The sequence below is a fragment of the Faecalibacterium sp. An122 genome (genome assembly GCF_002160895.1).
In the GTDB taxonomy this organism is placed as follows: domain Bacteria; phylum Bacillota; class Clostridia; order Oscillospirales; family Ruminococcaceae; genus Faecalibacterium.
In genome coordinates this window covers 90,287-113,442 of the sequence record NZ_NFLL01000007.1, presented here as the reverse complement: position 1 = coordinate 113,442, position 23,156 = coordinate 90,287, and the positions used below count along the sequence as shown (strand labels likewise).

The 23,156-nt window shown below is 59.1% G+C and carries 25 protein-coding genes, 1 tRNA gene and 1 riboswitch; of the genes, 18 read left to right on the top strand and 8 right to left on the bottom strand.

What is annotated here, in order from left to right; genetic code table 11:
• Positions 1 to 82: 82 nt before the first annotated feature.
• Positions 83 to 1,435 (bottom strand): MATE family efflux transporter, encoded by a 1,353-nt coding sequence (locus tag B5E67_RS06995; protein WP_087384288.1) that lies wholly within the window; start codon positions 1,433 to 1,435, stop codon positions 83 to 85.
• A 202-nt stretch (positions 1,436 to 1,637) separates the two neighbouring features.
• Here B5E67_RS06995 and B5E67_RS06990 point away from each other — a divergent pair, with 202 nt between their 5' ends.
• The 6 genes from B5E67_RS06990 (at position 1,638) to galE (ending at position 8,230) form a co-directional block, all read left to right on the top strand.
• Positions 1,638 to 2,114 (top strand): peroxiredoxin, encoded by a 477-nt coding sequence (locus tag B5E67_RS06990; protein ID WP_087384285.1) that lies wholly within the window; start codon positions 1,638 to 1,640, stop codon positions 2,112 to 2,114.
• A gap of 15 nt (positions 2,115 to 2,129) precedes the next feature.
• A complete protein-coding gene (locus tag B5E67_RS06985; protein WP_087384282.1) occupies positions 2,130 to 2,471 on the top strand; it encodes a phenylpyruvate tautomerase MIF-related protein in 342 nt (113 codons plus the stop codon).
• 292 nt (positions 2,472 to 2,763) lie between these two features.
• On the top strand, positions 2,764 to 4,848 hold the full coding sequence (gene pbp4b / locus B5E67_RS06980) for a penicillin binding protein PBP4B (RefSeq protein WP_087384279.1): 2,085 nt from the start codon (positions 2,764 to 2,766) through the stop codon (positions 4,846 to 4,848).
• A 268-nt stretch (positions 4,849 to 5,116) separates the two neighbouring features.
• Positions 5,117 to 6,181: an aldose epimerase family protein gene (locus tag B5E67_RS06975; protein ID WP_087248828.1), complete on the top strand. Its 1,065-nt coding sequence runs from the start codon at positions 5,117 to 5,119 to the stop codon at positions 6,179 to 6,181.
• 24 nt (positions 6,182 to 6,205) lie between these two features.
• Complete coding sequence (locus B5E67_RS06970; protein WP_087384276.1) at positions 6,206 to 6,934, top strand: hypothetical protein; 729 nt, start codon at positions 6,206 to 6,208, stop codon at positions 6,932 to 6,934.
• 270 nt (positions 6,935 to 7,204) lie between these two features.
• Complete coding sequence (gene galE / locus B5E67_RS06965) at positions 7,205 to 8,230, top strand: UDP-glucose 4-epimerase GalE (protein WP_087248832.1); 1,026 nt, start codon at positions 7,205 to 7,207, stop codon at positions 8,228 to 8,230.
• A gap of 96 nt (positions 8,231 to 8,326) precedes the next feature.
• On the opposite strand, the gene B5E67_RS06960 is transcribed toward galE, so the two are convergent.
• Both B5E67_RS06960 and B5E67_RS06955 read right to left on the bottom strand, forming a co-directional pair.
• The gene (locus B5E67_RS06960; protein ID WP_087384274.1) at positions 8,327 to 9,250 is read right to left on the bottom strand and encodes a cation diffusion facilitator family transporter; all 924 of its coding nucleotides are present in this window, start codon (positions 9,248 to 9,250) and stop codon (positions 8,327 to 8,329) included.
• A gap of 119 nt (positions 9,251 to 9,369) precedes the next feature.
• A riboswitch (NiCo riboswitch) is annotated at positions 9,370 to 9,468 on the bottom strand.
• A gap of 221 nt (positions 9,469 to 9,689) precedes the next feature.
• Entirely contained in the window at positions 9,690 to 11,153 is a 1,464-nt protein-coding gene (locus B5E67_RS06955) for a class I adenylate-forming enzyme family protein (protein WP_242956847.1), read from the bottom strand.
• Positions 11,154 to 11,549: 396 nt separating this feature from the next.
• Between B5E67_RS06955 and B5E67_RS06950 the strand changes: the two genes are divergently transcribed.
• From B5E67_RS06950 to B5E67_RS06930, 6 genes are all read left to right on the top strand, one after another.
• Entirely contained in the window at positions 11,550 to 12,326 is a 777-nt protein-coding gene (locus B5E67_RS06950) for a hypothetical protein (protein ID WP_143405400.1), read from the top strand.
• Positions 12,280 to 12,561, top strand: a complete 282-nt coding sequence (locus B5E67_RS06945; RefSeq protein WP_087384269.1) for a PqqD family protein — start codon at positions 12,280 to 12,282, stop codon at positions 12,559 to 12,561. Before B5E67_RS06950 ends, B5E67_RS06945 begins: the two co-directional genes overlap by 47 nt.
• Positions 12,545 to 12,982 (top strand): S24/S26 family peptidase, encoded by a 438-nt coding sequence (locus tag B5E67_RS06940; protein ID WP_158098860.1) that lies wholly within the window; start codon positions 12,545 to 12,547, stop codon positions 12,980 to 12,982. The genes B5E67_RS06945 and B5E67_RS06940 overlap by 17 nt, the downstream gene beginning before the upstream one ends.
• A gap of 77 nt (positions 12,983 to 13,059) precedes the next feature.
• Complete coding sequence (locus tag B5E67_RS06935; RefSeq protein WP_087384263.1) at positions 13,060 to 13,284, top strand: hypothetical protein; 225 nt, start codon at positions 13,060 to 13,062, stop codon at positions 13,282 to 13,284.
• A 108-nt stretch (positions 13,285 to 13,392) separates the two neighbouring features.
• Positions 13,393 to 13,569 (top strand): hypothetical protein, encoded by a 177-nt coding sequence (locus B5E67_RS15595; RefSeq protein WP_158098859.1) that lies wholly within the window; start codon positions 13,393 to 13,395, stop codon positions 13,567 to 13,569.
• Between the two features lie 139 nt (positions 13,570 to 13,708).
• Positions 13,709 to 15,109 (top strand): radical SAM protein, encoded by a 1,401-nt coding sequence (locus B5E67_RS06930; RefSeq protein ID WP_087384260.1) that lies wholly within the window; start codon positions 13,709 to 13,711, stop codon positions 15,107 to 15,109.
• A gap of 125 nt (positions 15,110 to 15,234) precedes the next feature.
• Here B5E67_RS06930 and B5E67_RS06925 read toward each other — a convergent pair whose 3' ends face one another.
• From B5E67_RS06925 to B5E67_RS06910, 4 genes are all read right to left on the bottom strand, one after another.
• A complete protein-coding gene (locus tag B5E67_RS06925) occupies positions 15,235 to 15,558 on the bottom strand; it encodes a PTS lactose/cellobiose transporter subunit IIA (protein WP_087367456.1) in 324 nt (107 codons plus the stop codon).
• Positions 15,559 to 15,561: 3 nt separating this feature from the next.
• The gene (locus B5E67_RS06920) at positions 15,562 to 15,864 is read right to left on the bottom strand and encodes a PTS sugar transporter subunit IIB (RefSeq protein ID WP_087384256.1); all 303 of its coding nucleotides are present in this window, start codon (positions 15,862 to 15,864) and stop codon (positions 15,562 to 15,564) included.
• A gap of 7 nt (positions 15,865 to 15,871) precedes the next feature.
• A complete protein-coding gene (locus B5E67_RS06915) occupies positions 15,872 to 17,284 on the bottom strand; it encodes a 6-phospho-beta-glucosidase (protein ID WP_087384253.1) in 1,413 nt (470 codons plus the stop codon).
• 229 nt (positions 17,285 to 17,513) lie between these two features.
• Entirely contained in the window at positions 17,514 to 18,176 is a 663-nt protein-coding gene (locus B5E67_RS06910) for a MurR/RpiR family transcriptional regulator (RefSeq protein WP_087384250.1), read from the bottom strand.
• Between the two features lie 423 nt (positions 18,177 to 18,599).
• On the opposite strand from B5E67_RS06910, the gene B5E67_RS06905 reads away from it, so the two are divergent.
• From B5E67_RS06905 to B5E67_RS06885, 6 genes are read left to right on the top strand one after another with little or no spacing between them, the layout of a single operon-like run.
• Positions 18,600 to 19,946, top strand: coding sequence for a PTS transporter subunit EIIC (locus B5E67_RS06905; protein WP_087384247.1), 1,347 nt, complete (start codon positions 18,600 to 18,602; stop codon positions 19,944 to 19,946).
• A gap of 3 nt (positions 19,947 to 19,949) precedes the next feature.
• Positions 19,950 to 20,804: an aminotransferase class I/II-fold pyridoxal phosphate-dependent enzyme gene (locus tag B5E67_RS06900; RefSeq protein ID WP_242956846.1), complete on the top strand. Its 855-nt coding sequence runs from the start codon at positions 19,950 to 19,952 to the stop codon at positions 20,802 to 20,804.
• A gap of 36 nt (positions 20,805 to 20,840) precedes the next feature.
• A complete protein-coding gene (locus tag B5E67_RS15900) occupies positions 20,841 to 21,140 on the top strand; it encodes a hypothetical protein (protein ID WP_242956844.1) in 300 nt (99 codons plus the stop codon).
• 4 nt (positions 21,141 to 21,144) lie between these two features.
• Positions 21,145 to 22,260, top strand: coding sequence for an ethanolamine utilization protein EutH (gene eutH, locus B5E67_RS06895; protein ID WP_087384244.1), 1,116 nt, complete (start codon positions 21,145 to 21,147; stop codon positions 22,258 to 22,260).
• Between the two features lie 2 nt (positions 22,261 to 22,262).
• Positions 22,263 to 22,634 (top strand): RidA family protein, encoded by a 372-nt coding sequence (locus B5E67_RS06890; protein ID WP_087384241.1) that lies wholly within the window; start codon positions 22,263 to 22,265, stop codon positions 22,632 to 22,634.
• Between the two features lie 20 nt (positions 22,635 to 22,654).
• Positions 22,655 to 22,915, top strand: a complete 261-nt coding sequence (locus B5E67_RS06885; protein ID WP_087384238.1) for an HPr family phosphocarrier protein — start codon at positions 22,655 to 22,657, stop codon at positions 22,913 to 22,915.
• A 159-nt stretch (positions 22,916 to 23,074) separates the two neighbouring features.
• Here the strand turns inward: B5E67_RS06885 and B5E67_RS06880 are convergent.
• Positions 23,075 to 23,151, bottom strand: a tRNA-Arg gene (locus tag B5E67_RS06880).
• Positions 23,152 to 23,156 lie beyond the last annotated feature (5 nt).

Here is a 23,156-nt window from a genome sequence, read left to right as displayed (position 1 = left end):
ATGCGGGTCCTCCCTGGGGTCAGCTCCAGCAAAAAAGGAGACGCCCCGCCCGGAGCGTCTCCTGTCGATGATGGAACTGAATTTATGCCGGGTCGTAGATCTTCATCTGTTCCTTGTAGGCCCAGGCGAAGTAGATGATCTCGGCGATGGCTGTGATGCTCCAGGAGCAGACAAACAGCAGATAGAGGGACTGGAGGGTGCCGAAGTAGGCAAAGATGGTGTACACCCATGCCACACGGAACACGCAGGAGCCCATAATCACAATGATGGTGGGGACGATGGTACGGCCCAGGCCGCGGGAGGCGGCAATGGTGCAGTCCATGAAGGCCGACACCGGGTAGCACAGGCCCATAATCACCAGGCGCTGCATACCGGCCTCGATGACCGCCTGTTCGGTGGTAAAGAGGGCCAGAAAGGTCCGGCCAAAGAACACCAGGGACAGGCCCAGTACCGCGCCGATGCCGAAGGAATAGCCCAGGGAGATGAAATAGCTCCGCTTGACCCGGTTCCGCTTGCCGGCGCCGTAGTTCTGGCTCATAAAGCTGGAACAGGCGGTGTAGAAGGCGGCCATCACGTCGTAGACCAGGGGGTCGGCGTTGGCGGCGGCCGAGTTGCCGCTGACCACCACCGTGTCAAAGGTGTTGATGCCGGCCTGAATGAAGAGGTTGGCCAGGGCAAAAATGGCGTTCTGGCAGCCGGCGGGAACGCCCAGACCCAGAATGCTGCGGGTCATGGCGGGGTCCAGGCGAAGCTGATCCCGGCGGATGCCGTAGCAGCTTTCGGTGCGGGCCAGCGCCCGCAGAATCAGGCCCGCCGAGAGGTACTGGGTCAGGATACTGGCCAGGGCCACGCCCGCCACGCTCATCTGGCAGACAATGACAAAGAACAGGTTGAGCACCACGTTCAGTGCGCCCGAAATAGACAGGTAAATCAGAGGTTTGCGGGTGTTGCCCACCGCGCTGAACACGCCGTTGCCAAAGTTATAGATGGCCATGGCGGGCATGCCCAGGAAATAAATCCGCAGATAGAGGATGGCTCCCTCCAGCAGGTCGGGCTTGGTGCCCAGAAGCCGCAGCAGCGCCGGCGAGAACACCACGCCGATCAGCAGCATCAGGATGCCGGCGGCCAGACAGACCAGCAGGGAGGAATGGACCGATTTCTCCACATCCCGGGTGTTGCCGGCGCCGTAGAACCGGGCCACCAGCACGTTGACGCCGCCGCCCAGACCGATAAGGAAACCGGTGATGAGGGTGACGAAGATGGTGGTGGAACCCACCGAGCCCAGAGCCTGGGAACCGGCGAACCGTCCCACTACGGCGATATCCGACATATTGAACAGGGCCTGCAGCAGGTTGGACAGGACCAACGGCACGCTGAAGACCAGAATCTGCTGCGCCAGCGGCCCTTCCGTCAGGTTCTTTTCTCCAGATGGCATAACATGAATTCTCCTTTTGTTTGGTTCTTTTTCTCGTCCTTTTTCATGCGGAGGCTGCGCCGCTGCAGCCCCCGTCCGGGACAGTATAACGCGCCGCCGTCAGGCCGTCAAGAGGCAGCCCGTCCCCTGCTCCAAAGGCTTGCTCCCAGCTCCTAAATATGGTATCCTGAAGGCATCATCCACACAAAAGGAGGCATCTCTCATGCTCAGTGAAAACACCCTCGCACCCGACTTCGCCCTGCCCGACGCCGAGGGCCAGGTCCACCGCCTGTCCGACTTCCGGGGCAAGAAGGTGGTGCTGTATTTCTATCCCCGGGACAACACCCCCGGCTGCACCCGCCAGGCCTGCGCCTTCGCCGCATCCTATGGCGTATTCCAGCAGCGGGGCGTGGTGGTCATCGGCGTCAGCAAGGACTCCGCCGCATCCCACCAGAAGTTTGCCGCCAAATATGAGCTGCCCTTCCTGCTGCTGTCCGACCCCGACCACGCCGTCCTGGAGCTGTACGACGTCTGGAAGGAGAAAAAGCAGTACGGCAAGGTGAGCATGGGCACCGTCCGTTCCACCTACCTCATCGGGGAGGACGGCACCATCCTCAAGGCCATGCCCAAAGTCAAACCCGACACCAACGCCGCCGACGTTCTGGCCGCCCTGGATGCCCTGGACGCCGCCAACGGCTGACAAGGAGGACCCGCCATGCCTTTCATTGACCTGCGCACCACCCTGCCCGTCCCGGCCGACCGCCGGGAATCCCTCAAGGCCGCCTTTGGCCAGGCCATCACCACCCTGCACAAGACCGAAACCTATCTGATGGTTTCCATTCAGGACAGCTGCGACCTCTGGCTGGGCGGCCGCAAGCTGGACCAGGGGGCCTATATCGCCGTGAGTCTCTACGGCTCCGCCTCCCCCGCCGACTACGACAAGATGACCGGCCAGCTCAGCCGGATTCTTTCCGACCAGCTGGGCATCCCCGCCCAGGCGGTCTATGTCACCTATCATCCGGTGAGCGACTGGGGCTGGAACGGCCAGAATTTCTGACACGCCCCCGCCCATGCCGGCCCGCCGGGCGGCAAGGGCGGGATTTTCTTTTGCCTTCCGATTCCCGGAATATTGTATACCCATCCCCGTTTTTGTCCATTTGTTCTATAACTATTGGTCAATTATTCTGCATTTCAGGGTTTTATGAAACAACGTTTCTGTTTGTTCGAGTTTTATTGACAATTCTGTTCTTTCGCATTACAGTGTAGCCATCTCATCCGCCGCGGCGCTCTGCCGCCTGGCGTTTTATTTCGGTCGCCGTTTACACCAGCTTGGAAAGAAGGAACTTGTTATGACACAGATCAGCCGCCGCAACTTCCTCAAAGCATCGGTCGCCGCCGGGGCTGCCGCCCTGGCCAGCAGCGCCGCCCTCCCCGCCGCAGCCGCAGCCGGCACCGCCGCCCCGGCCCCCTCCGAAACCGCAGAGGAAAACTGCCTGTTCTCCTCCAAAGCCTCTGTCACCGCCGCCAGCCTCCCGGCCGGCACCTGGCAGGCCCAGCCCACCTTCCCCGACTGGGCCGGGTATGTGGACGATACCCTGGCCATGAACGGGATGTACACCTTCTTTGGCTACAGCGGCCAGGGCACCCTGTACGTCTGCCCCGCCGCCGGAGTCACCAGCTTCGCCTTCTTCGTCAACAACCACAGCGTGGACACCAGCCGGATGGCGGGCGGCGGCGTGTGGGCGGTGGATATCTCGGGCCTCACCGTCAACGGCCTCAACACCCTCCAGGTGAGCTGCATCCAGCCCGCCGGCCAGACGGTCCAGATCTCCATCCCCTATCCCACCGTCATTGAGGGCAAGCCCTCCGACGTGGGCCTCAGCACCTCGGTTCTGAACGCCATCGACGCCATTGTGGCGGCGGATGTGGCCCACGGCTTCACCAGCGCCCAGATGGCGGTCATCAAGGACGGCCGGATGATCTACCGGAACGCCTGGGGCACCGTCAACGCCTACAATCCCGACGGCACCCCCAAGACCGACAGCCCCGCCGTCACCAACGACACCCTCTACGATCTGGCCTCCAACACCAAGATGTATTCGGTGAACTACGCATTGCAGTATCTGGTCACCAACAACCAGATCAGCCTGGACGCCCGGATCGCCGACCTGCTGGGCAGCGCCTTTGTGGACAGCACCATCGACATCACTTTCAACGGCTACGAAAACCCCGGCCTGGCCACCGTCAAGCAGTGGAAATCCCAGCTGACCATCCGGGACGTGCTGCGGCATCAGGCCGGCTTCCCCGCCGATCCCCAGTACCACAACGATGCCTTTGACCAGACCACCCAGAAGGCCGCGCCCGGGGTGCCCAACGTCCTGTATTCCGGCTCGGCCGGGGACGACGCCACCCGCCACCGCACCCTGGAATCCATCTGCAAGACCCCGCTGATGTACCAGCCCGGCACCAAGACCCTCTACTCGGACGTGGACTATATGCTGCTGGACTTTGTCATCGAGCAGGTCACCGGCAGCCGTCTGGATGATTTCCTGTCGGCCCACTTCTGGCAGCCCATGGGCCTGACCCACATTACTTACCAGCCCCTGAACCACGGCTTCAGCCCCAACGACTGCGCCGCCACCGAGCTGAACGGCAACACCCGCGACGGCGCCATCTCCTTCACCGACGTCCGCACCTACACCCTCCAGGGCGAGGTCCACGACGAGAAAGCCTACTACGCCATGGGCGGCGTGTCGGGCCATGCCGGCCTCTTTGCCAACGCCTCCGATCTGGCGGTGCTGGCCTCGGCCATGCTGGACGGCGGCTACGGCAACCACCGTCTGTTCAGCCGCAACGTGCTGGACACCTTCACCGCGCCCAAGATTGAGTCGGCGGCCAACTGGGGCCTGGGCTGGTGGCGCGAAGCCGACCTGGCCCGCGCCTGGTACTTCGGCACCCAGTCCTCCTCCGGCACGGTGGGCCACCAGGGCTGGACCGGCACCCTCTCCCTCATCGATCCCGCCGAGCGGCTGGTGGTGATTTACCTCACCAACAAGATCAACTCCCCCGTCACCGACCCCGCCGTCAACCCCAACCAGTTCGACGGCAACTGGTACACCGCCTCCACCCTGGGCTTTGTGGCCCAGCTGCTGTACCAGGGCCTCAAGAACCGGGCCGGTTCCCCCGATGCCGCTCTGGATGCTCTGCTGGCCGACATGACCGCCGAGCACTTCAAACTGGTGAAGGACGAGCCCACCGCCACCAGCGCCTCCCATCCCCGCGTCCAGTCGGCCTACGCCATGCTGGAAGTGCTGACCGACCGGGCCGGACAGACCTTCCGTCCGGCTCCCCGCACCTACGCCCGCGACGCTCTGCAGCTGCTTGATCCCGTCCGCGATGCCGACGAACTGGCCGCGCTCCGCGAACGGCTCTAAACTCCTCCATACCTCCTTTCGCTCTGCCGCCCCGATTTTTCGGGGCGGCGTCTTTGTTTAAGCGGTTTTCTGCGCTCTGCCGTCTCGGTTATATTCCACAAAGAACTCCCGAAAATTTATATTCACAACACAAAAGATTTCCCTGCAAATGTCTGAAATTTGTGATATAATCATAGAGAAACGGATCGTTTTTTGTACCAGGTCCAATTTGGCCGGTGCGGTGTGTTCTGTGTGTCCGCCCGCATACCGGCAGAAGGAGGCAGACACAATGGCCAAGATCGAAACAAGGCTTTTTGGTTTCACCCACAGCGGAACCCCCGTCAACGAGTACATTCTCTCCAATCCCGGCGGCTTGACGGTCAGCGTGCTGGACTATGGGGCGATCATCAAAAACATCATCGTCCCGGCCAAGCGCGGCCCGGTGGACGTGGTCCTGGGCCACGACACCATGCAGGAATACGAGCTGGACACCGCCACCTACTGCGGCGCCTTTGTGGGCCGCTACGCCAACCGGATCGAAGGGGCGGCCTTCACCCTCAACGGCAAAACCTACCAGCTGGAAGCCAACAACGGCCGCAACCATCTCCACGGCTGCTTTGCCCGCAAGTCCTATGAGGTGAAAGCCTTCGGCGACACCCTGCTTCTGGAGGCCGAAAGCCCCGACGGGGAGGACGGCTTCCCCGGCAACATGAAGATTGCCGTCCGCTACACCCTCACCCCGGACAATGCCTTCCGGATGGATTACCGGGTGTCCTCCGACGCCGACACAATTGTCAACCTGACCAACCACACCTATTTCAACCTCAACGGCGGGGGCTCGGTCCTCAACCAGCGGCTCAAGCTGTTCGCCTCCACCTACCTGGAGAGCAACGAGGAGACCTGCCCCACCGGCCGCATTCTGCCGGTGGCCGGCACCCCCATGGACTTCACCAAGGGCAAGGCCATCGGCCGGGACCTGAACCCCGGCAGCGACCAGACCCGCATTGTGGGCGGCGGCTACGACCACTGCTTTGTCATCGACCGGCCCCGGGCCGGCGCCCGCCAGAGCATCTGTGCCTGGGCCACCTGCGATGAGAGCAGCATCAGCATGAAGGTCTACACCACCCAGCCCGGCGTCCATCTCTACACCGGCAACTATCTCCAGGACTGCCCCAGCCCCGGCAAGGGCCTGCATCCCATGCAGAAATACGACGGCTTCGCCCTGGAAACCGAACACTTCCCCTGCAGCCCCTCCCACCCGGAGTTCCCCTCCACGGTGCTGCGGGCCGGCAAGGTGTTCCGGGTGTCCAACACCCTCCGCTTTTTCACCGGCAAACAGTGCGGCGTGATCTGACCGCCGCCTTCTGAGGAGGTTTCTATGACCCGCACCATCCACCGCCTTGCATCCGTTCTGATGGCCGCGGCCCTGGTCTTTGTGCTGGCCGCCTGCGGTGACGTCACCCCCGACCAGGCCAGGGCCTACATCCAGGGCGATCTGGACGCCTGCTATCTGGGCCAGTACAACCAGGATTATCTGGATCTGATCGGCATCACCGCCGAGGAAGCCGAGGAACAGAATTACGTCTGGAACACCACGGCGGAAGCAGAAATCCTGATGGACTACTTTGACATCTATCCCACCGACGCCTCCGCCGAACGGGCGGTGGCCCTCATCCGGGATATTTACGCCCTCAGCAAGTACCAGGTGGGCGCCGCCAGCAAGCTGGACGACGGCAGCTATGCGGTGACCGTCACCGTTCAGCCCATGGACATCCTGGTCCGCTACACCAGCCAGAACGATGCGGCCAGCCTCTGGGCCGCCGCCCTGGACCGCCACGGCATCTACTCCCAGGAGGCCCTGGACGCCATGTCCGACGCCGACTATGAGGCCCTGGAGGACGACTATGCCGCCTCGGTGCTGGACGGTATCCGGGCCCTGCTGCCCGAGATGGGCTATGGCCCCGAACAGTCGGTGGTGCTGCAGCTCAAGCTGGAGGACGACACCTACACCCTGGTGGAGACCGACTGGCAGCACTTCGACAGCATGGTCATCGACTACAGCGGCCAGTACTGCGATGGGAGTACATCCTCCGTCGCCACCGCATAACCGGACATCCCAAAACCAGGCTCCCTGCCGGGGGGCCTGGTTTTGCGCGCCCGGGCGCAGGAATCCGGTGGTCTGATTCTTCATCAAGGCCGCATCAAAAATCGCGTGGGCCCATCCTCCATTTTTGCAACGCGCAACAAAATTACATGTATATAAGCGCACCGCCCCTTGATTCCGGGCGGCGTCTGCGGTATCCTGTAATCAAGAAGAGCCGGGGCGCTTGCCCAGGCAGGCAATATCCACAGAGTCGATCGAGAGGAAGGTTTTGTTATGGCAATTTTGGTATCGGGCGGCGCCGGCTACATCGGCAGCCACACCTGCATTGAGCTGCTGAACGCAGGCTACGACATTGTGGTGGCAGACAACTTCTACAACTCCTGCCCCGTCGTGCTGGACCGCATCAAACAGATCACCGGCAAGGACTTCCGCTTCTTTGAGGCGGACATGACCAACCCCGAGCAGGTCGAGCACATTTTCACCGAATGCCCGGACATCACCGCCGTCATCCAGTTCGCGGCCTACAAGGCTGTGGGCGAGAGTGTCCAGAAGCCCATTGAGTACTACTCCAACAACCTGAACTGCACCCTCACCATCCTGGACGTGATGCGCCGCCATGACTGCCACAACTTTGTGTTCAGCTCCTCGGCCACCGTCTACGGCGATCCCGCCACCGTCCCCATCACCGAGGACTTCCCCGTCGGCGCCACCACCAACCCCTACGGCACCACCAAGGTGTTCACCGAGCGGATTCTGGCCGACGTCTGCAAGGCAGATCCCAGCCTGAACGTGGCCGTCCTGCGGTACTTCAACCCCATCGGCGCCCACAAGTCCGGCCTGATCGGCGAGGACCCCAACGGCATCCCCAACAACCTGATGCCCTACATCGCCAAGGTGGCCGTGGGCAAGCTGGAGAAGGTCCATGTCTTCGGCAACGACTACCCCACTCCCGACGGCACCGGCGTGCGGGATTACATCCATGTGGTGGACCTGGCCCGCGGCCATGTCTGCGCCATCCGCAAGCTGGAGACCAAGTGCGGCCTCTTCATCTGCAACCTGGGCACCGGCAAGGGCTACAGCGTGCTGGAAGTCCTCCACGCCTTTGAGAAGGCCTGCGGCAAGACCCTGCCCTACGTCATCGAGCCCCGCCGCGCCGGCGACATCGCCGAGTGCTACGCCGATCCCTCCAAGGCCAAGCGTGAGCTGGGCTGGGTGGCTGAGTACGGCATCGAGGAGATGTGCGCCGACAGCTGGAACTGGCAGAGCAACAACCCCGATGGCTACCACACCGTGAAGTAAAAGTTTCCCCCATCCCTCTTCCATAAAGCAAACGCCCCCGCTGCGCAAGACCATGCAGCGGGGGCGTTTCTGATTTTTATGGGATGTTCCAGGCCGTCAGGCAGATTTTTCCGCCGGGTTGACGTGGATCATAATGTGCTTGATGTCGGTGAACTGGCTCTCCAGCTGGTCGTGAATTCGCTCGGCCACCTGATGGGACTGGCTCAGGGTTTCGCTGCCGTCCATGGCGATTTCCAGGTCAATGTAGACCTTGCTGCCGAACATCCGGGTGCGGAGCTGGTCCACCCCCACCACGCCATCCTGGGCCGAGACAAGGTCGATGATTTTGCTCTCGTACTCCTCGCCGCAGGAGGTGTCCAGCATCTTCACCACGGCGTCCTTCATGATGTCATAGGCCACCTTGATGATAAACAGGCAGATCACCACGCTGGCCACCGAGTCCAGCACCGGGAAGCCCAGCCGTGCCCCTGCAATGCCGATCAGGGAGCCCACCGAAGAAAAAGCATCCGACCGGTGATGCCAGGCGTCCGCCATAAAGGCGGAGGAATGGATCAGCTTGGCATAGTAGCGGGTATACCAGTACATGGCCTCCTTGCCCACAATGGACAGCACCGCGGCCACCAGGGCGATCATCCCCGGCGCCGCCAGAGTCTCATACTGCCCCGAGGCAATGGTTTCCAGGCCGTTTTTGCCCACCCACAGGCCGGTGATGAGGAGCACCGCTCCTAGCACCAGCGAGGCCACGCATTCCAGCCGCTCATGGCCATAGGGATGGTCCCGGTCGGGGGCCTTCTTGGAAATTTTCACCCCGAACCAGGCGATGAAGGTGGTGAGCACATCCGAAAAGGAGTGGATGGCATCCGAAATCATGGCGCCGGAATGGCCCGTCACGCCGGCGAACAGCTTGAACCCCGACAACACGGTGTTGCCCAGGATGCTGCACAGCGACAGTTTGCGGATGACGGCCTTTTCATTCAGGCTGACGGCGGTGGTGGTCTGCTGGCGGTTGTTGGTTGTCATAAAAGAACCCTCCTGTACATGTTTGCGTTGAATGACAGTGAATTTTTCTCTTATGAGCACATCGCCGAGATACGTTTGTTCCACCTGTGAAAAAAGAAAAAGACACCTGTGGAACATACAACTGTCCCACAGATGTCATAACACACTTCATCTGCTGCCGCACACGGCGGCCCGGCCCCATGACCTTGTCGGTTCATCGCCTGCTCAGTTTGTACTGTTGATCTCGCACCCGGCCGGGGCCGGATGTAATGCAGTGCAAAGAGGAATGTTCTGATCATATCTGCGGGATGCCGGTTTGTCAAGGCAAAAATCCACCATCCGACGTATACTTTCATTTTTTGTCCCGCACATCCTTTTTCTTGCATGGCATCCGGCAAAAAGGCAGGCCGCCCTTTTGGGGGCGGCCTGCCTTGCGTTTATTTGGTTTTCGTCCTCCGCATCAGCCGCGGACCAGCTTGCCGGTGGCGTTGCGGGCGAAGGGCTCGCTGCGGAACTCCACCAGGGTCATCCGCTTGTACAGGGGCAGAGTGCGGTTCACCTCGGTGATGTGGGCCCGCACGGCGTCCTGAGCCTCTGCCGGGCAGTAGACCTCGGCGCAGATTTTGCCGTCCTTCTCCTTGACAATGCACTCCTGCACATCGGTGCAGGCGGACAGCAGTTTCTCCAGCTCTTCGGGGCTGACGTTCTCGCCGCTGGCCAGGATAATCAGGTTCTTTTTCCGGCCGGTGATGTAGTAATAGCCTTCCTCGTCCTTCCGCACCAGGTCGCCGGTGTGGAACCAGCCGTCCACCAGCACCTCGGCGGTGAGCTCGGGCTCCTTGTAGTAGCCCATCATGACGGGATCGCCCTTGATGCACAGCTCCCCATCCTGGATGGAGTACTGGCAGATGGGCTCATCCCCCATGCCCACCGAGGAGATGTGCTTTTCGCTCTGGTCGTTGTTCCAGGTGCCGTCGCCGCTGGTCTCGGTCAGACCGTACATCTGCATGATGAAAAAGCCGTTGTGCATCAGATCCAGCATCATCTGGGGGGTGCAGGCGGCAGCGCCGCAGGTCAGGGTCCGCAGCTTGCCCAGACGGTCCTTCCGGCCCCGCATCACATCCCGATGGATGGACTGCAGCAGCACCGGCACAGCCGCCATGGTGTCGCAGGGCATCAGGGACAGGTCGCGGTAGAAGTTCCGCAGGTCGGTGCACAGGTTGTGAGCCATGCCCATGATGGCCCAGGACACCAGACTGGTAAAGGCCGCAATATGGAACATGGGCAGGACGGTGAAGTGGTTGAAGTCGTAGTGATCCACACCCATCTCCGCCAGCATCACATTGAAGGGATCGCAGTAGGCGGGCATGGGTGCAAAGAGGTTTTTCTGGCTGAGCATAACGCCCTTGCTGCGGCCGGTGGTGCCCGAAGTGAACATAATGGCCATCAGGGCCTCCCGATCCTGGCAGACCCGGCCCTCCGAGGGCTGGTACTTCTGATACCCGGTGATGGGCAGCAGTTTGTCGGCGTACACCTCGCCCAGCGCAGGCTCCCGGTCCAGATATTTCCCGTCGTGGAGAACGGCGGCTGCCTCCACCAGATCCAGCTCATAGTGGATGTCGTCCCAGCTCTTCTGCAGGTTCAGAGGCACCACCACGGCTCCCGCCAGAACGGAGCCGAAAATGCTGGCTGCATAGTGGTAGCTGTTGGCAGCCAGAATGCAGACTTTCTTCCCCACGGGGTCCGACAGGGTCGCTTCCAGCTCCCCTGCAATGCAGCGGATATCGTGGGCATACTGCCGGTAAGTAACCTCCTGGACGCCCTCTTTGGCGTCGTCGTAATAGCGCATGGCGATCCGGTCGGGGTATTCGGTCTCCATCCGGCGAACCAGCTGGTCAATGGTAAAGACAGGGAGAGTAAACATGGCGCTTTGTCCTTTCTGTTGTGGATGGCAGCCCGGGCCGGGCCAGGCCCGGCAGGCTGAGACAAATCCTGTGCCGGCCCAGGCTGCCGCAGCAGCCAAAACCGGCGTTTCAGATCCAATCGGCGTTCAGGGGCGGCCTGTGCCGTCCCAAAACTGTATACCTGTATTACAGGTCAGCAAGGACAGGATACCACGCCCCGGCCCCGCTGTCAAGGTCCGGGCAAAACCCGCCGCAAATTCTACTCTGCGCCATACACTTTTTGTTTTTAACCGCACAATTTTATTGACGAAGCATCTTATATATTATATACTGTAATAGGAATTCATCTTACTTGAGAGAGATCTGTGGAGGGGCTGTTTGAACACCTCCGGCCCCGCAGGAAAGGGAGAGAGTCTGTGTTTTGCGTCCGGATGGCCGGTATCCCCATCGGCATCAAACATCGCTATTCCTACATTCGCCGGCTTTGCGCCGGCTACATCACCCAGGACACTCCCCTGTTCACCGTCTGCGCATCGGACCAGGATCTGATCCGGGAGGCCGGCCCCGGCCGGTCCGACTCCCCCGCCGATGCCGAAAACGATTCCCGTTTCTGGGGCTACTGTGAGGGCCTCTGTCTTTACCGCGCCATCTGCCTGCATCTGGTGGATTACGGCGCGTTCCTGATCCATGGCGCCGTGGTGGCGGTGGACGGCGCCGCCTATGTCTTTTGTGCCCCCAGCGGCACCGGCAAAACCACCCACATCCGCCTCTGGCTGGAACAATTCGGCCCCGACGCCCAGGTCATCAACGGAGATAAACCCATTCTGCGGTTCATGGATGGGGTCCTGTGCGCCTGCGGCACCCCCTGGAACGGCAAAGAAGGAATGGGCTCCAACTGCATCTGTCCGGTGCGGGCGGTCTGCTTTCTGGAGCAAAGCCCGGAAAACCACATCCGCCGCCTGTCCGGCCCCGAGATCACTCCGCGGCTGTTCCATCAGCTGCTGGTCCCCCGGGACCAGCCCCGGCTGGACCGGTTTTTTGTCCTGCTGGACCAGATGGTCCGCACCATCCCCTTTTATCTGCTGCAATGCAACCGGCAGCCTCAGGCAGCCCGGTTGGCTTATGATACCATGAGGAGGAACCAAGATGATAAAGACCAAACCGGGCTTTCTGCTGCGCCGGCTGGGAGATGAATCCATGGTCATCGCCATCGGCGAGGCCAGCGAGAGCTTCAACGGGATGATCCGTTTGAACTCCACCGGCGTATTCTACTGGGAACTGCTGGAACAGGGCGCCACCGAGGACCTGCTGGTGGCCAAGACTCTGGAACGCTTTGACGGACCGGACGAAGTCACCGCCCGCCAGGATGTACAGGAGTTTTTGCAGACCATCTCAATGGCCCTGGATTTCGATGCAAAAGACCATTGAGCAGGTCCTGGCCGAGGAGGGCCGCGGCTTTTTTCAGACCTCCGGCGACAGCATGGAGCCGCTGCTCCATCACCGGAAGAGCACCGTTGTCATCCAGGCCCCGGCGTCCCGGCTCAAGCGCTGGGATGTGGCGCTGTTCCGCCGGCCTACCGGGGAGTATGTTCTCCATCGGGTCATCCGGGTGGAGCCGGACAGCTACCGCATCCTGGGAGACAACCGCCTCTGGCCCGAGATGGTGCCGGCCGGGTGGGTCATCGGGGTGATGGCCGGGTTTTACCCGGATGAGAGCGGGCAGTACGTTTCCTGCCAGAGCCCGGCTTATCAGTCCTATCTGAAAACCCTGCGGCTGCGCCGCGCGCGGCTCTGGCTTCTGGCTCTGCCGGGACGGGTGCGCCGCAAGGCGTTTTCCTTCCGCCGCTGAGCCGAAACCCCCGCGCCCCGCACAATTCCCAACCAAAGCGAAAGAATTTCACGCAAATTCGAACCAAATCAGCGCTATTGATTGACAGTGCCCGCCAAATCCGATATACTGTCATCTGCAAAGAAACCACCGGATTCAATGGGGAGGAATTTTTATGGTACGAAAAGGCAGCAGCTGAGATCGTCCTGTTTGACAACAGCGACGTCATTACCACCAGCGGACTCGACGGCACCAACGACGGCGATTGCCTGCACGGCCAAAGCAAGGGCAACTGCTACGGCAGCAATAGCAAGGGACTCTGACCCCGCCCTTCCCCCGCAGTCTATGCGCCGGGAATCCGCAAAAATAGGGAGAATACGCAGGAGATTCCATCTGTTGTATATTTCTCTGGTTGAAAGGAGGAACATTTCATGACTTACACAAAGGCTTCTATGGAGGAACATTCCACGACTTACACAAAGGCTTCCGCTGAAGTGATCTGTTTTGACAACAGCGACGTGATCACCACCAGCGGTGAAAATGGTGGTTGTCTAACCTGGTCCAACCAGAACGGCGTGGCCTGTCATTATGGTTTGACGGAAACCTAAAAACGAAAAAGGCGCGGCATCTCCCCCCTTTTGGAAGGAGCGTTCCGCCAAAGCCTCAAACAATCGGCAAACCCGGTATTGTCAGCCGTGTTTGCCGATTTTTATACCTGCGCATTTGAGAAGAAACCGAGGATCAGCTATGTTTTACAGACTCACCCCCGGCCATATACTCCGCGGCTGGGAACAAATGACCCACGTTTTGATCCGGCGGCCCCAAAATTTGACCCGCCCCCTCCCGGCGGAGGCCTTTCGGCTGCTGCTGCTCTGCGACGGCGAGACCGATCTGAACCGCATCCCCCTTACGCCCGGGATGGAGGCCGCCCGCCTGCAATATGAGCAGGAGGGGGTCATCGTACCCATCTCTCAGCCCCAGCCGCTGGAACCGGATCAGTATTACAAGTATTACAAAAATCGTTACGTCCAAAGTATTTTCTGGTCTATTACCGGGCGGTGCAATTACCGCTGCCGGCACTGCTTCATGGACGCCCCCTGCGGGAAACTGGGCGAACTCACCACCGAACAAGCCTTCGATTTCATCGATCAGATGGCAGACTGCGGGGTACTGCGGGTGGATATCACCGGCGGCGAGCCCCTGATCCGAAAGGATTTCTGGCAGCTGGTGGACCGGATTCTTTCCTACAAAATGACCATCGGAACGATTTATACCAATGGCTGGCTGCTGAACGAACAGGTGCTGAACGAATTGGAACGCCGGAACATCAAACCGGGTATTTCCATCAGTTTTGATGGTGTGGGCTGGCATGATTGGATGCGGGGTGTGCCCGGTGCGGAAGACGCCGCTTTGCAGGCGCTGAAACTCTGTGACGAGCGCGGATTCCTGACCGATGTGGAAATGTGCATTCACCGCGGCAATGTGGACACATTTTCCCAGACCATCGAAGCGCTGCGGGACGTGGGTGTCCAAAATGTAAAAGCGTCCAACGTGGCCCCCACACCGCTGTGGGAGCACAACAGTGAAGGAAACGCCCTGACCAATCAGGAATTCATCGAGGCGATGCTGCCCTATATTACCTGGTATTACCAGGCGGGCAAGCCCATTGAGTATTTGACCCTCGCCAACATGGTTGTTCTGCGCCGGGACCAGCCCGGCAAGATCGTAGCAGAGGCCCACGACGGCACGGAAAAGTGCCTGAACTGTTACATGTGCGGTGCGGCGCGGATGTCCTGCTATATCACGCCGGAAGGCCGCCTGCTGCCCTGTATGCCCATGACATCCAGCCCGGACCAGGAGAATTTCCCCAAAATACAGGACATCGGTTTGAAGCAGGGGCTGAGCAACAGCTACTATATGCAGTTTGTCAACGGAAGAATCAAGGACTTGTTTGCAGCCAATGCCGAATGCGCCGCCTGTGCGTACCGCTACAAATGCGGCGGCGGCTGCCGTGCAACCGCCCTTTTGGACGGCAGCCATTCCCTGATGGGCTGCGACAGCATCATGTGTATGCTGTGGAAGTCGGGCTACGTTGAACGCATCCGGCAAACCCTCACCCAGGCCGAGGCCGCCTACGGTTCCGCCTGATTGTTAAAACATCAAACCGCCGCTTCTTCCCAGACGGACGAGGCGGCGGTTTATAGACAAAACGGCCGCCCCTCACGCCACGGTGCGTGGAGGGCGGCCGTCTGTTGTTTCAGCGCCTCAAGCGATTAGTCTTTCACGCCGTATTTATCTTTGTACAGGTAGATGAATTCTTCTGCCATCATGCGCGTTTGTTCCGCGCTCATCATCTGATCCTCGGCGTGGATCAGGATCAGACTGGTGGGCAGGCCTTCCTCGGAATCCTGCATCCCCAGCAGGTCAATGTGGATATCATGGGCCTCCTTGTAGAAATCATCGCCCTCTTTCAAGAGGCGGTCAATCTCGTCAAAGTTGCCTTCCCGGGCGGCTGCCATTGCTTCCATGTAGTTGGACTTGGCGCTGCCCGCTGCACCAATGATCTGGAAGATCGTTACCAGCAGTTTTTCATCCATAGCTCAGTCCCCCAGGGCCTTCTTGGCCATTTCAACTACGGATTTTCCATCCATCAGGCCATAGGCCCGCATATCCACCGCATCCACCTTTTTGTCGGGGAACTGGGCGGCGATCTTCTTGACGGCATAGCGGACCTGGGGTCCCAGCAGAATCATATCCGCCTCTGCGCCCTTGACATCCACTTCCGACAGAGGCCAGGCGGCAATGGTGACATCATACTGCATGGCAGCGGCGGCGGCCTGCATCTTTTTCACCAGCATGCTGGTGCTCATACCCTGGTTGCAGAACAGGTAAATGGTTTTCATAGAAGCATTACTCCTTTACAATAGCCCCGTTGGTTTCAATCACTTTTTTGTACCAGTAAAAACTCTTTTTCCGGCTGCGGGACAAATCCCCGTTGCCATCATCGTCCTTGTTCACATAGATCAAGCCATAGCGCTTGCTCATTTCTCCGGTGCTGGCGCTGACCAGGTCAATGCAGCCCCAGGGAGTGTATCCCATCAGTTCCACATGATCTTTCTCCACAGCATCCATCATGGCCCGGATGTGCCGGGCCAGATAATCGATGCGGTAGTCATCCTGCACCCGGCCGTCCTGGTCCACCGTATCCCGTGCGCCAAGGCCATTTTCTACAATGAACAGCGGTTTCTGATAGCGATCGTAGAGATAGTTTAACGCCAATCTCAAACCCGTGGGATCAATCTGCCAGCCCCATTCGCTGCTTTCCAAATAGGGGTTTCGGCCTCCGGCCAGGATATTGCCTCCCGTTTCATCTACGCCGGCGCCAACGATGTTGGAGCAATAGTAGCTGAACCCAATGAAGTCCACCGTACCCTGCGCCAAAATTTCTTCGTCGCCGGGCTGGCGGCTGGGTTCCGCGCCAAACTGCTGCCACACCGCCTGACAGGCCCCCGTGTAACGGCCGCGGCAGTGGACATCCCCAAAGTAATAGGTCTGGCGCATCTGCTGGTAGGCCTCCAGCTGGTCCCGAGGCGCACAGGTGGCCCCGTAACGCAGCGGGTACAGGAGCATGCAGCCGATCCGGTTGGCCGGGTCAATTTCATGCCCCAGCCGCACCGCCCGGGCGCTGGCCAGCAGCTGATGGTGGGCAGCGTTCAGCATGGATTGGGCGGCGTTTTCATCCTCTCCATAGACAAGGCCCGCCTGCAGCCAGGGACGGCTGCTGAGCATCAGGGCATTGATCTCGTTGAAGGTCAGCCAGTACCGGACAACGCCCTTATACCGCCGGAACACCGTCTCACAATAGCGGGCAAAAAACTCCACCAGCCGGCGGTCCCGCCAGGCGCCGTATTTTTGGACCAGGGCCAGGGGCATCTCGTAGTGGCTCAGGGTCACCACCGGCTCCATGTTGTACCGGTGCAGCTCCGCAAAGACTTCGTCGTAGAACTTCAGCCCGGCCTCATTGGGTGTTTCCTCATCGCCCTGGAGGAAAATCCGGCTCCAGGAGATACTCATTCGAAAGCACTTGAAGCCCATTTCAGCAAACAGGGCAATGTCCTCTTTGTAATGGTGGTAAAAATCCACCGCCTCGTGGCTGGGATAGTAGGCGCCGGGCTGGATCTGGCCGTCAATCTGCCGGGTCTGGCCGCAATGACAGCCGCGGTGCACATCGTTCACCGACAAACCGCGCCCGCCTTCACGGTAGGCACCCTCGTATTGGTTGGCCGCTGTGGCGCCTCCCCAAAGAAAATCGGGTGAAAGCATCGGGTCGACATTCCTCCTTTTTGTGCAGCGAACCGGAATGTCCGCTCAAATTTTGCTTGAAACGTGCAACGAAACTAGAACTTGCGTCAAGGATATCATGCCGGCCCGGTAGTGTCTATAGATCCACTGTACCGCATTCGGGGAGACTGTTTCAGATTTGGTTACAGCTTCCCAATATGCACAAAAAAGGAGCAGGAGCTTTGTGCAAAGCTCCTGCTCCCTTGTCTTTTCAATACGTTTCTTCGTTGAAATACTGCTGACAGATCAGATTTCCCAGCAAATCCAGACTCAGATTGGCGCCGTCCAGATAGTGGCCGGTGCCCGTATTCAGAGTCATGGTAACATAGGGCTCCGGGCGGTAGTCCGGATTGCAGGTCAGCATGACCAGTTCCACATCCTTCGGCAGATGCAGCTGGAACCCTGCCGGAAAATACTTACTGAAGAACACCCCGGACACCGAGAACACCAAAATCAGCTGGGGCTGCGCGCCAAAGTCTGGCGACATGAAAAATTCCACCTGTTCCGCCGGGCGTATATACGAATCAATCATTTTGCCCGCGCAGAACAGATTCTGCTGAAACGCAATGGCATTGCAGGCCGCCTGCATATGACCCATCACCACCACGTGATCGTACCGGCGGATTTTCTGAACAATCTGACGGATCTGCTCTGTGGGCACATGCCGGCGCATCTGACGGATCTGTTCCTCCACCCGCCCCAAATACGGCTCATAGATATCCTTTTGCCCGTGCAAAAAGGGCAGCAGCAGCATCTCTTTGGGATCGCTCCGGTTGCGCACCCAGTTGTACAGGTCCATCCGGAGATCACTGAAATCCTCATACCCCATATCCCTGCAGAACCGGGTCAGGCTGGTTTTTGAGACATTGCACATCTGGGCGACCTAACCGCTGGAGATCTTCTCGATGGTATAAAGATTTTGCAGCAGTTTTTCTGCAATGATAAAATTGACCGACTGGCGCGGCTCCGTCTGATAGATCCCCCATAGCAAAACCACACATCGTGAGTTCCCCATGGATACCGCCTCCTTTGTCTTTGCAGTAGAAACAAACCTGTTTGATGGAAAGGTTTTTCTGCCAAAAATGTTCCCAAAATTCCTGGAGTATACAAATTATAATCAGTATAACAAAGTGGTCTTTGTTTGTAAACAAGAAACACTGTTTCTGTTTCTGTGACAGTCGGATGATGGATTTTGCCCTCCCAATCTGCTATAGTGAATTCAGCTTGAAACGAACTGCAACGAAACGAACAACGAACCGAATATCCATCCACCAAAACTTATGAGGAGCAAACTGAAATGAAAAAATCTTTGAAAGACGTTTTCATGGATGGCCTTCTGCGCGTTGCAGATTTCATGCAAAACGAACGTCATTTTGCGGCTGTCAAAAATGGCTTTGCCATCATCATGCCCATCATCCTGGTGGGCTCCTTCTGCACCCTGTTCAGCAGCATGGTGTGCAACACCTCCGAGGGATACATCTCCCTGGCCAATATTCCCGGCATGGCCTGGCTGGGCAATTTCCGCCCCATGTTCGATGCGGCCAGCTACGGCACCATGACCATCATGGGCTTTGCCGCCGTCATCGCAATTTCTTCTGAGCTGGCCAAGAGCTACGGCGTGGAGGACAAGGTCCTGCCCATCATCGCCCTGGGCAGCTACATTTCCCTGTGCGATACCACCGTCCTGACCGAGGTGAATGGCGTCGAGCAGCTGGTTTCCAATGTGCTTTCCAGCCGTTACAGCGGCTCGGAGGGCCTGTTCGTGGCCATGTTCACGGCACTGGCTACGGCCGAACTGTACTGCCGGTTTGTCAAGACCGACAAGTTCGCCATCCGCCTGCCCGACGCTGTGCCCGCCAACGTGGGCCGCTCCTTTACCGTTCTGTTCCCGTCGGTCTTTACCATGTTCATCATTTCGGGCTTCGGTATGGTCTTCAACTGGGTGTTCAAGATGAGCCTCTTTAACGCCATCACCTACCTGATCCAGGCTCCTCTGACCAACGTGGTCGGCAGCCTGCCCGGCTATGTCTTTATCATGAGCCTGACCTGCGTGCTGTGGTTCTTCGGCATCCACGGTTCCTCGGTTCTGAAGCCCGTCTACGTCGCCTTTACCTTCGGCGCTCTGGCTGCCAACTCGGAAGCTTATCTGGCCGGCGAGCCCATCCCCTACATCCTGAATTCTCCCTTCCAGAACTGCTTCACCATTACCACCGGCGCCGGCATCACCGGCGGCCTGATCATCGCCATCCTCCTCTTCTCCAAGCGGGAGGACTACCGTTCCATCGCCAAGCTGTCTCTGCCCTGCGCCATCTTTAACATCAACGAGCCCCTGATCTTCGGCCTGCCCATTGTCATGAACCCCATTATGGGCATCCCCTTTGTGATTGCCCCGGCCGTCACCTCCATCATGGGCTATATTCTGACCGATATCGGCTTCTGCGGCCGGATGATCTCGGAGGCCCCCTGGACCACGCCTCCCTTCCTGAAGGCTTTCCTGTCCTCGGGCGGCAGCGTCGGCGCAGGCATCGCCGAGCTGCTGGCCATTGCCGTGGCAACCCTGATTTACATTCCTTTCGTTATCCTCTCCAACAAAGAGGCCGAGAACGAAGCAAAACAGGCTGTCTGTGAGGAAAGCGAGGGTTAAATCATGTCTGTATCCTATGATTTTACGACCGTCACCCCCCGTTACAACATGGGTTCGGGCAAATGGGATGAGATGAAGACCATCAACCCCAACGTCGCGCCGGATGTGATCCCCTTTTCGGTGGCCGATATGGAATTCCAGATGGCGCCGGAAATCATCCACACCTTGCAGCAGGAGCTGAACACCCGGATTCTGGGCTACACCAATGCCACCGAGAGCTACAAACAGTCTGTTTGCAGCTGGATGGAGCGCCGCCACGGCTGGAAGGCCCGGCCCGAATGGATCGAGCCCTTCCACGGGGTGGTGGACGCTCTGTTCACCTCGGTGAAGGCATATACCCAGCCGGGCGACGGCGTTCTGCTGATGACCCCTGTCTATTATCCCATGTATTCGGCCATCCAGCGGATCGGCCGGGTGTTGGAGGATTGCCCTCTGATTCGCACCGGCGATACCTACAAGATTGATTTCGACAAGCTGGAAGCGCTGGCTGCCAAGGATTCGGTCAAGCTGATCCTGCTGTGCAGCCCCCACAACCCCTGCGGCCGGGTATGGACCCGGGAAGAGCTGACCCAGGTGGGTGAGATCTGCCTGCGGCATCACGTCCTGGTGGTTTCGGACGAGATTCACTCGGATATCATTATGCCGGGCCACACCCACACGGTTTTCGCCAGCATCAGCGAAGAATTCGCACAGAACAGCATCATCTGCACCGCCCCCAGCAAAACCTTTAACATCGCTGGCCTGCAAACCACCAATGTCCTGATTCCCAACCCGGTACTACGGGATCAGTTCCACCAGGAACTCCGCCGCAGCGGCTCCAACCCCAAGTGCAATGTGCTGGGCTACATTGCCTGTTAGGCCGCCTATGAAAAGGGCGAACCCTGGATGAACCAAATGCTGGACGTTGTGTGGAAAAACTATCAGATCGCCAAAGACTTCTTGCAGCGCGAGTTCCCCCAGATCACCGTTTTCCAGATGGAGGGAACCTATCTGATGTGGATGGACTGGAACGCCCTGGGCTACGACGCCAAGGAGCTGGAGCGCAAAAACCGGATGGAAGCGCAGCTTTTCTTTGATGAAGGCGCTGTGTTCGGGGAAGCCGGCCGGTGCTTTGAGCGCTGGAATCTGGCCTGTCCCACCCATTGTGTCGAGGCCGCTCTGGAACGGATGAAAGCCGTCTACGGCAAGAAATAAGCCAATGACCGCAAACGAAGTCTTTATGTCGGTGATGGCTGTGGGTGTCGTGCTGGGCGGAGCGGACAAGCTGCTGGGCTGCCGTCTGGGGATCGGCCAGCGCTTTGTGGACGGGCTGAACTGCATCGCCCCCATGGCCATGAACATGGGCGGCATCCTGGTCATCGCCCCGGCTTTGGCGCAGCTGCTGCAGCCGGCCGTTTTGCCGGTCTTTCAGGCCATCGGCGCAGATCCGGCCATGTTCGGAGCCCTGTTTTCCATCGATATGGGCGGCTACTCTCTGGCCTCCGCCCTGGCTGAGGACCCGCAGCTGGGCCTGTTTTCGGGGCTGATTGCAGCCGCCCTGTTTGGCGGCATCATCTCCTACATCATCCCGGTGGGGATGGGGCTGATCCAGCCCGAGGAACAGGAATTTTTCATCAAGGGCATCCTCCTTGGCCTTTTAGGGCTGCCGGCAGGTTGTTTCGCCGGTGGTCTGCTGATGCATCTGCCGGCAGAAACCCTTCTGCGGAATCTGAGCCCCATCATCCTGCTGTCTCTTTTTCTTCTGGTGGGGCTGCTGCGTTTCCCCCGGCAGCTGCTGCGGGGCTTCGGGCTTTTCAACCGCGGCATCTCCGCCCTGGCTATCCTGGGTTTGATGGTGGGTGCCATGGAATATCTCACCGGCATCGCTCTGCTGCCCGGCGCCCAGCCCATTCTGGATTCTTTTGTGATTCCAGGGCGGATCGCCGTCATGCTGATGGGCTGCCTGCCCCTGCTGGAATTGTTATTCCGGCTGGCACACCGTTTGCTGGACCCTCTGGGCCGCCGGCTGGGCGTCAATGGTGTCACCCTGGAAGCACTCCTGCTCATTACCACCACGGCCATCCCCGCCTTTTCCATGCTGCGGGATATGCCGCCCAAAGGCAAAACCGCCGCCATCGCCTGGATGTGCGGCACCATGGGTCTGATCACTTCCCATTATGCCTTTGCGCTGGGGGTTGATCCCTCCGTCTGCCTGCCCCAGGCCGCCGCCAAACTCATTGTAGGCGGCATCGGGCTGGGCATCGCTCTGGCCATCCCCGCCGCATCCGCTTTTTACAACGGGACCGCCACCGGTCCCCTTCCAAAGGAGCATTGAACATGAACGTACTGCAAACCGAAAAAGCACCCGGCGCCATCGGGCCCTACTCCCAGGGTTATGAGGTAAACGGGATCCTCTACCTGTCCGGCCAGATTCCGGTGGACCCTGTCACCGGCACCGTACCGGAAGGCATCGCCGCACAGGCCGAACAAAGCTGCAAAAATGTGGCCGCCATCCTGGAGAGCGCCGGCAGCAGCCTGGACAAGGTGTTCAAGACCACCTGTTTCCTGGCGGATATGGGCGATTTTGCCGCCTTCAACGAGGTATACGCCCGCTATTTCACCTCCAAGCCCGCCCGCAGCTGTGTGGCCGTCAAAGCCCTGCCCAAAGGCGTTCTCTGTGAAATTGAGGCCATCGCTGTCAAAGCCTGAGGGAAAGGAGAGTCTTTCTTATGCAGCAGTTTACCTACACCATCCAGGACCCCCTGGGCATTCATGCCCGGCCGGCTGGCATGTTAACCACCGCGGCCAAGCCCTTTGCTGACACCACCATTACGATTGCAAAAGGCGACAAGGCCGTCAAAATGACCCAGCTGATGCGTCTGCTCAGCCTTGGTGTCAAAACCGGCGACACGGTTACCGTCACCGCCGAAGGTCCTGCCGAAGAAGAAGCTTTGGCCGCCATCAAGGCTCTCTTTGAGAAAAATCTGTAAGATGCGCTCTTGATCCGCAAAAAAGCGGTATCCATTCTTTCCGTTGAAAGTTTGGATACCGCTTTTTCCTGTGATTATTCCTTCAACAGGGCGTCGAGCTCCTTCACGCACAAGTTTCCGGAAAAACAAAAAAGCTTCACGATTTCTCGTGAAGCTTTTTGGTGCGATGGAAGGGACTCGAACCCCCGGCCTACTGATTCGTAGTCAGTCACTCTATCCAGCTGAGCTACCAACGCATGTG

What these genes read in the sequence shown, in the direction of transcription:
- B5E67_RS06995 (WP_087384288.1), bottom strand. Translation starts at nt 1,435, where the DNA reads ATGCCATCTGGAGAAAAGAACCTGACGGAAGGGCCGCTGGCGCAGCAG.
- B5E67_RS06990 (WP_087384285.1), top strand. Translation starts at nt 1,638, where the DNA reads ATGCTCAGTGAAAACACCCTCGCACCCGACTTCGCCCTGCCCGACGCC.
- B5E67_RS06985 (WP_087384282.1), top strand. Translation starts at nt 2,130, where the DNA reads ATGCCTTTCATTGACCTGCGCACCACCCTGCCCGTCCCGGCCGACCGC.
- pbp4b (WP_087384279.1), top strand. Translation starts at nt 2,764, where the DNA reads ATGACACAGATCAGCCGCCGCAACTTCCTCAAAGCATCGGTCGCCGCC.
- B5E67_RS06975 (WP_087248828.1), top strand. Translation starts at nt 5,117, where the DNA reads ATGGCCAAGATCGAAACAAGGCTTTTTGGTTTCACCCACAGCGGAACC.
- B5E67_RS06970 (WP_087384276.1), top strand. Translation starts at nt 6,206, where the DNA reads ATGACCCGCACCATCCACCGCCTTGCATCCGTTCTGATGGCCGCGGCC.
- galE (WP_087248832.1), top strand. Translation starts at nt 7,205, where the DNA reads ATGGCAATTTTGGTATCGGGCGGCGCCGGCTACATCGGCAGCCACACC.
- B5E67_RS06960 (WP_087384274.1), bottom strand. Translation starts at nt 9,250, where the DNA reads ATGACAACCAACAACCGCCAGCAGACCACCACCGCCGTCAGCCTGAAT.
- B5E67_RS06955 (WP_242956847.1), bottom strand. Translation starts at nt 11,153, where the DNA reads ATGTTTACTCTCCCTGTCTTTACCATTGACCAGCTGGTTCGCCGGATG.
- B5E67_RS06945 (WP_087384269.1), top strand. Translation starts at nt 12,280, where the DNA reads ATGATAAAGACCAAACCGGGCTTTCTGCTGCGCCGGCTGGGAGATGAA.
- B5E67_RS06940 (WP_158098860.1), top strand. Translation starts at nt 12,545, where the DNA reads ATGCAAAAGACCATTGAGCAGGTCCTGGCCGAGGAGGGCCGCGGCTTT.
- B5E67_RS15595 (WP_158098859.1), top strand. Translation starts at nt 13,393, where the DNA reads ATGACTTACACAAAGGCTTCTATGGAGGAACATTCCACGACTTACACA.
- B5E67_RS06930 (WP_087384260.1), top strand. Translation starts at nt 13,709, where the DNA reads ATGTTTTACAGACTCACCCCCGGCCATATACTCCGCGGCTGGGAACAA.
- B5E67_RS06925 (WP_087367456.1), bottom strand. Translation starts at nt 15,558, where the DNA reads ATGGATGAAAAACTGCTGGTAACGATCTTCCAGATCATTGGTGCAGCG.
- B5E67_RS06920 (WP_087384256.1), bottom strand. Translation starts at nt 15,864, where the DNA reads ATGAAAACCATTTACCTGTTCTGCAACCAGGGTATGAGCACCAGCATG.
- B5E67_RS06915 (WP_087384253.1), bottom strand. Translation starts at nt 17,284, where the DNA reads ATGCTTTCACCCGATTTTCTTTGGGGAGGCGCCACAGCGGCCAACCAA.
- B5E67_RS06910 (WP_087384250.1), bottom strand. Translation starts at nt 18,176, where the DNA reads ATGTGCAATGTCTCAAAAACCAGCCTGACCCGGTTCTGCAGGGATATG.
- B5E67_RS06905 (WP_087384247.1), top strand. Translation starts at nt 18,600, where the DNA reads ATGAAAAAATCTTTGAAAGACGTTTTCATGGATGGCCTTCTGCGCGTT.
- B5E67_RS06900 (WP_242956846.1), top strand. Translation starts at nt 19,950, where the DNA reads ATGTCTGTATCCTATGATTTTACGACCGTCACCCCCCGTTACAACATG.
- B5E67_RS15900 (WP_242956844.1), top strand. Translation starts at nt 20,841, where the DNA reads ATGCTGGACGTTGTGTGGAAAAACTATCAGATCGCCAAAGACTTCTTG.
- eutH (WP_087384244.1), top strand. Translation starts at nt 21,145, where the DNA reads ATGACCGCAAACGAAGTCTTTATGTCGGTGATGGCTGTGGGTGTCGTG.
- B5E67_RS06890 (WP_087384241.1), top strand. Translation starts at nt 22,263, where the DNA reads ATGAACGTACTGCAAACCGAAAAAGCACCCGGCGCCATCGGGCCCTAC.
- B5E67_RS06885 (WP_087384238.1), top strand. Translation starts at nt 22,655, where the DNA reads ATGCAGCAGTTTACCTACACCATCCAGGACCCCCTGGGCATTCATGCC.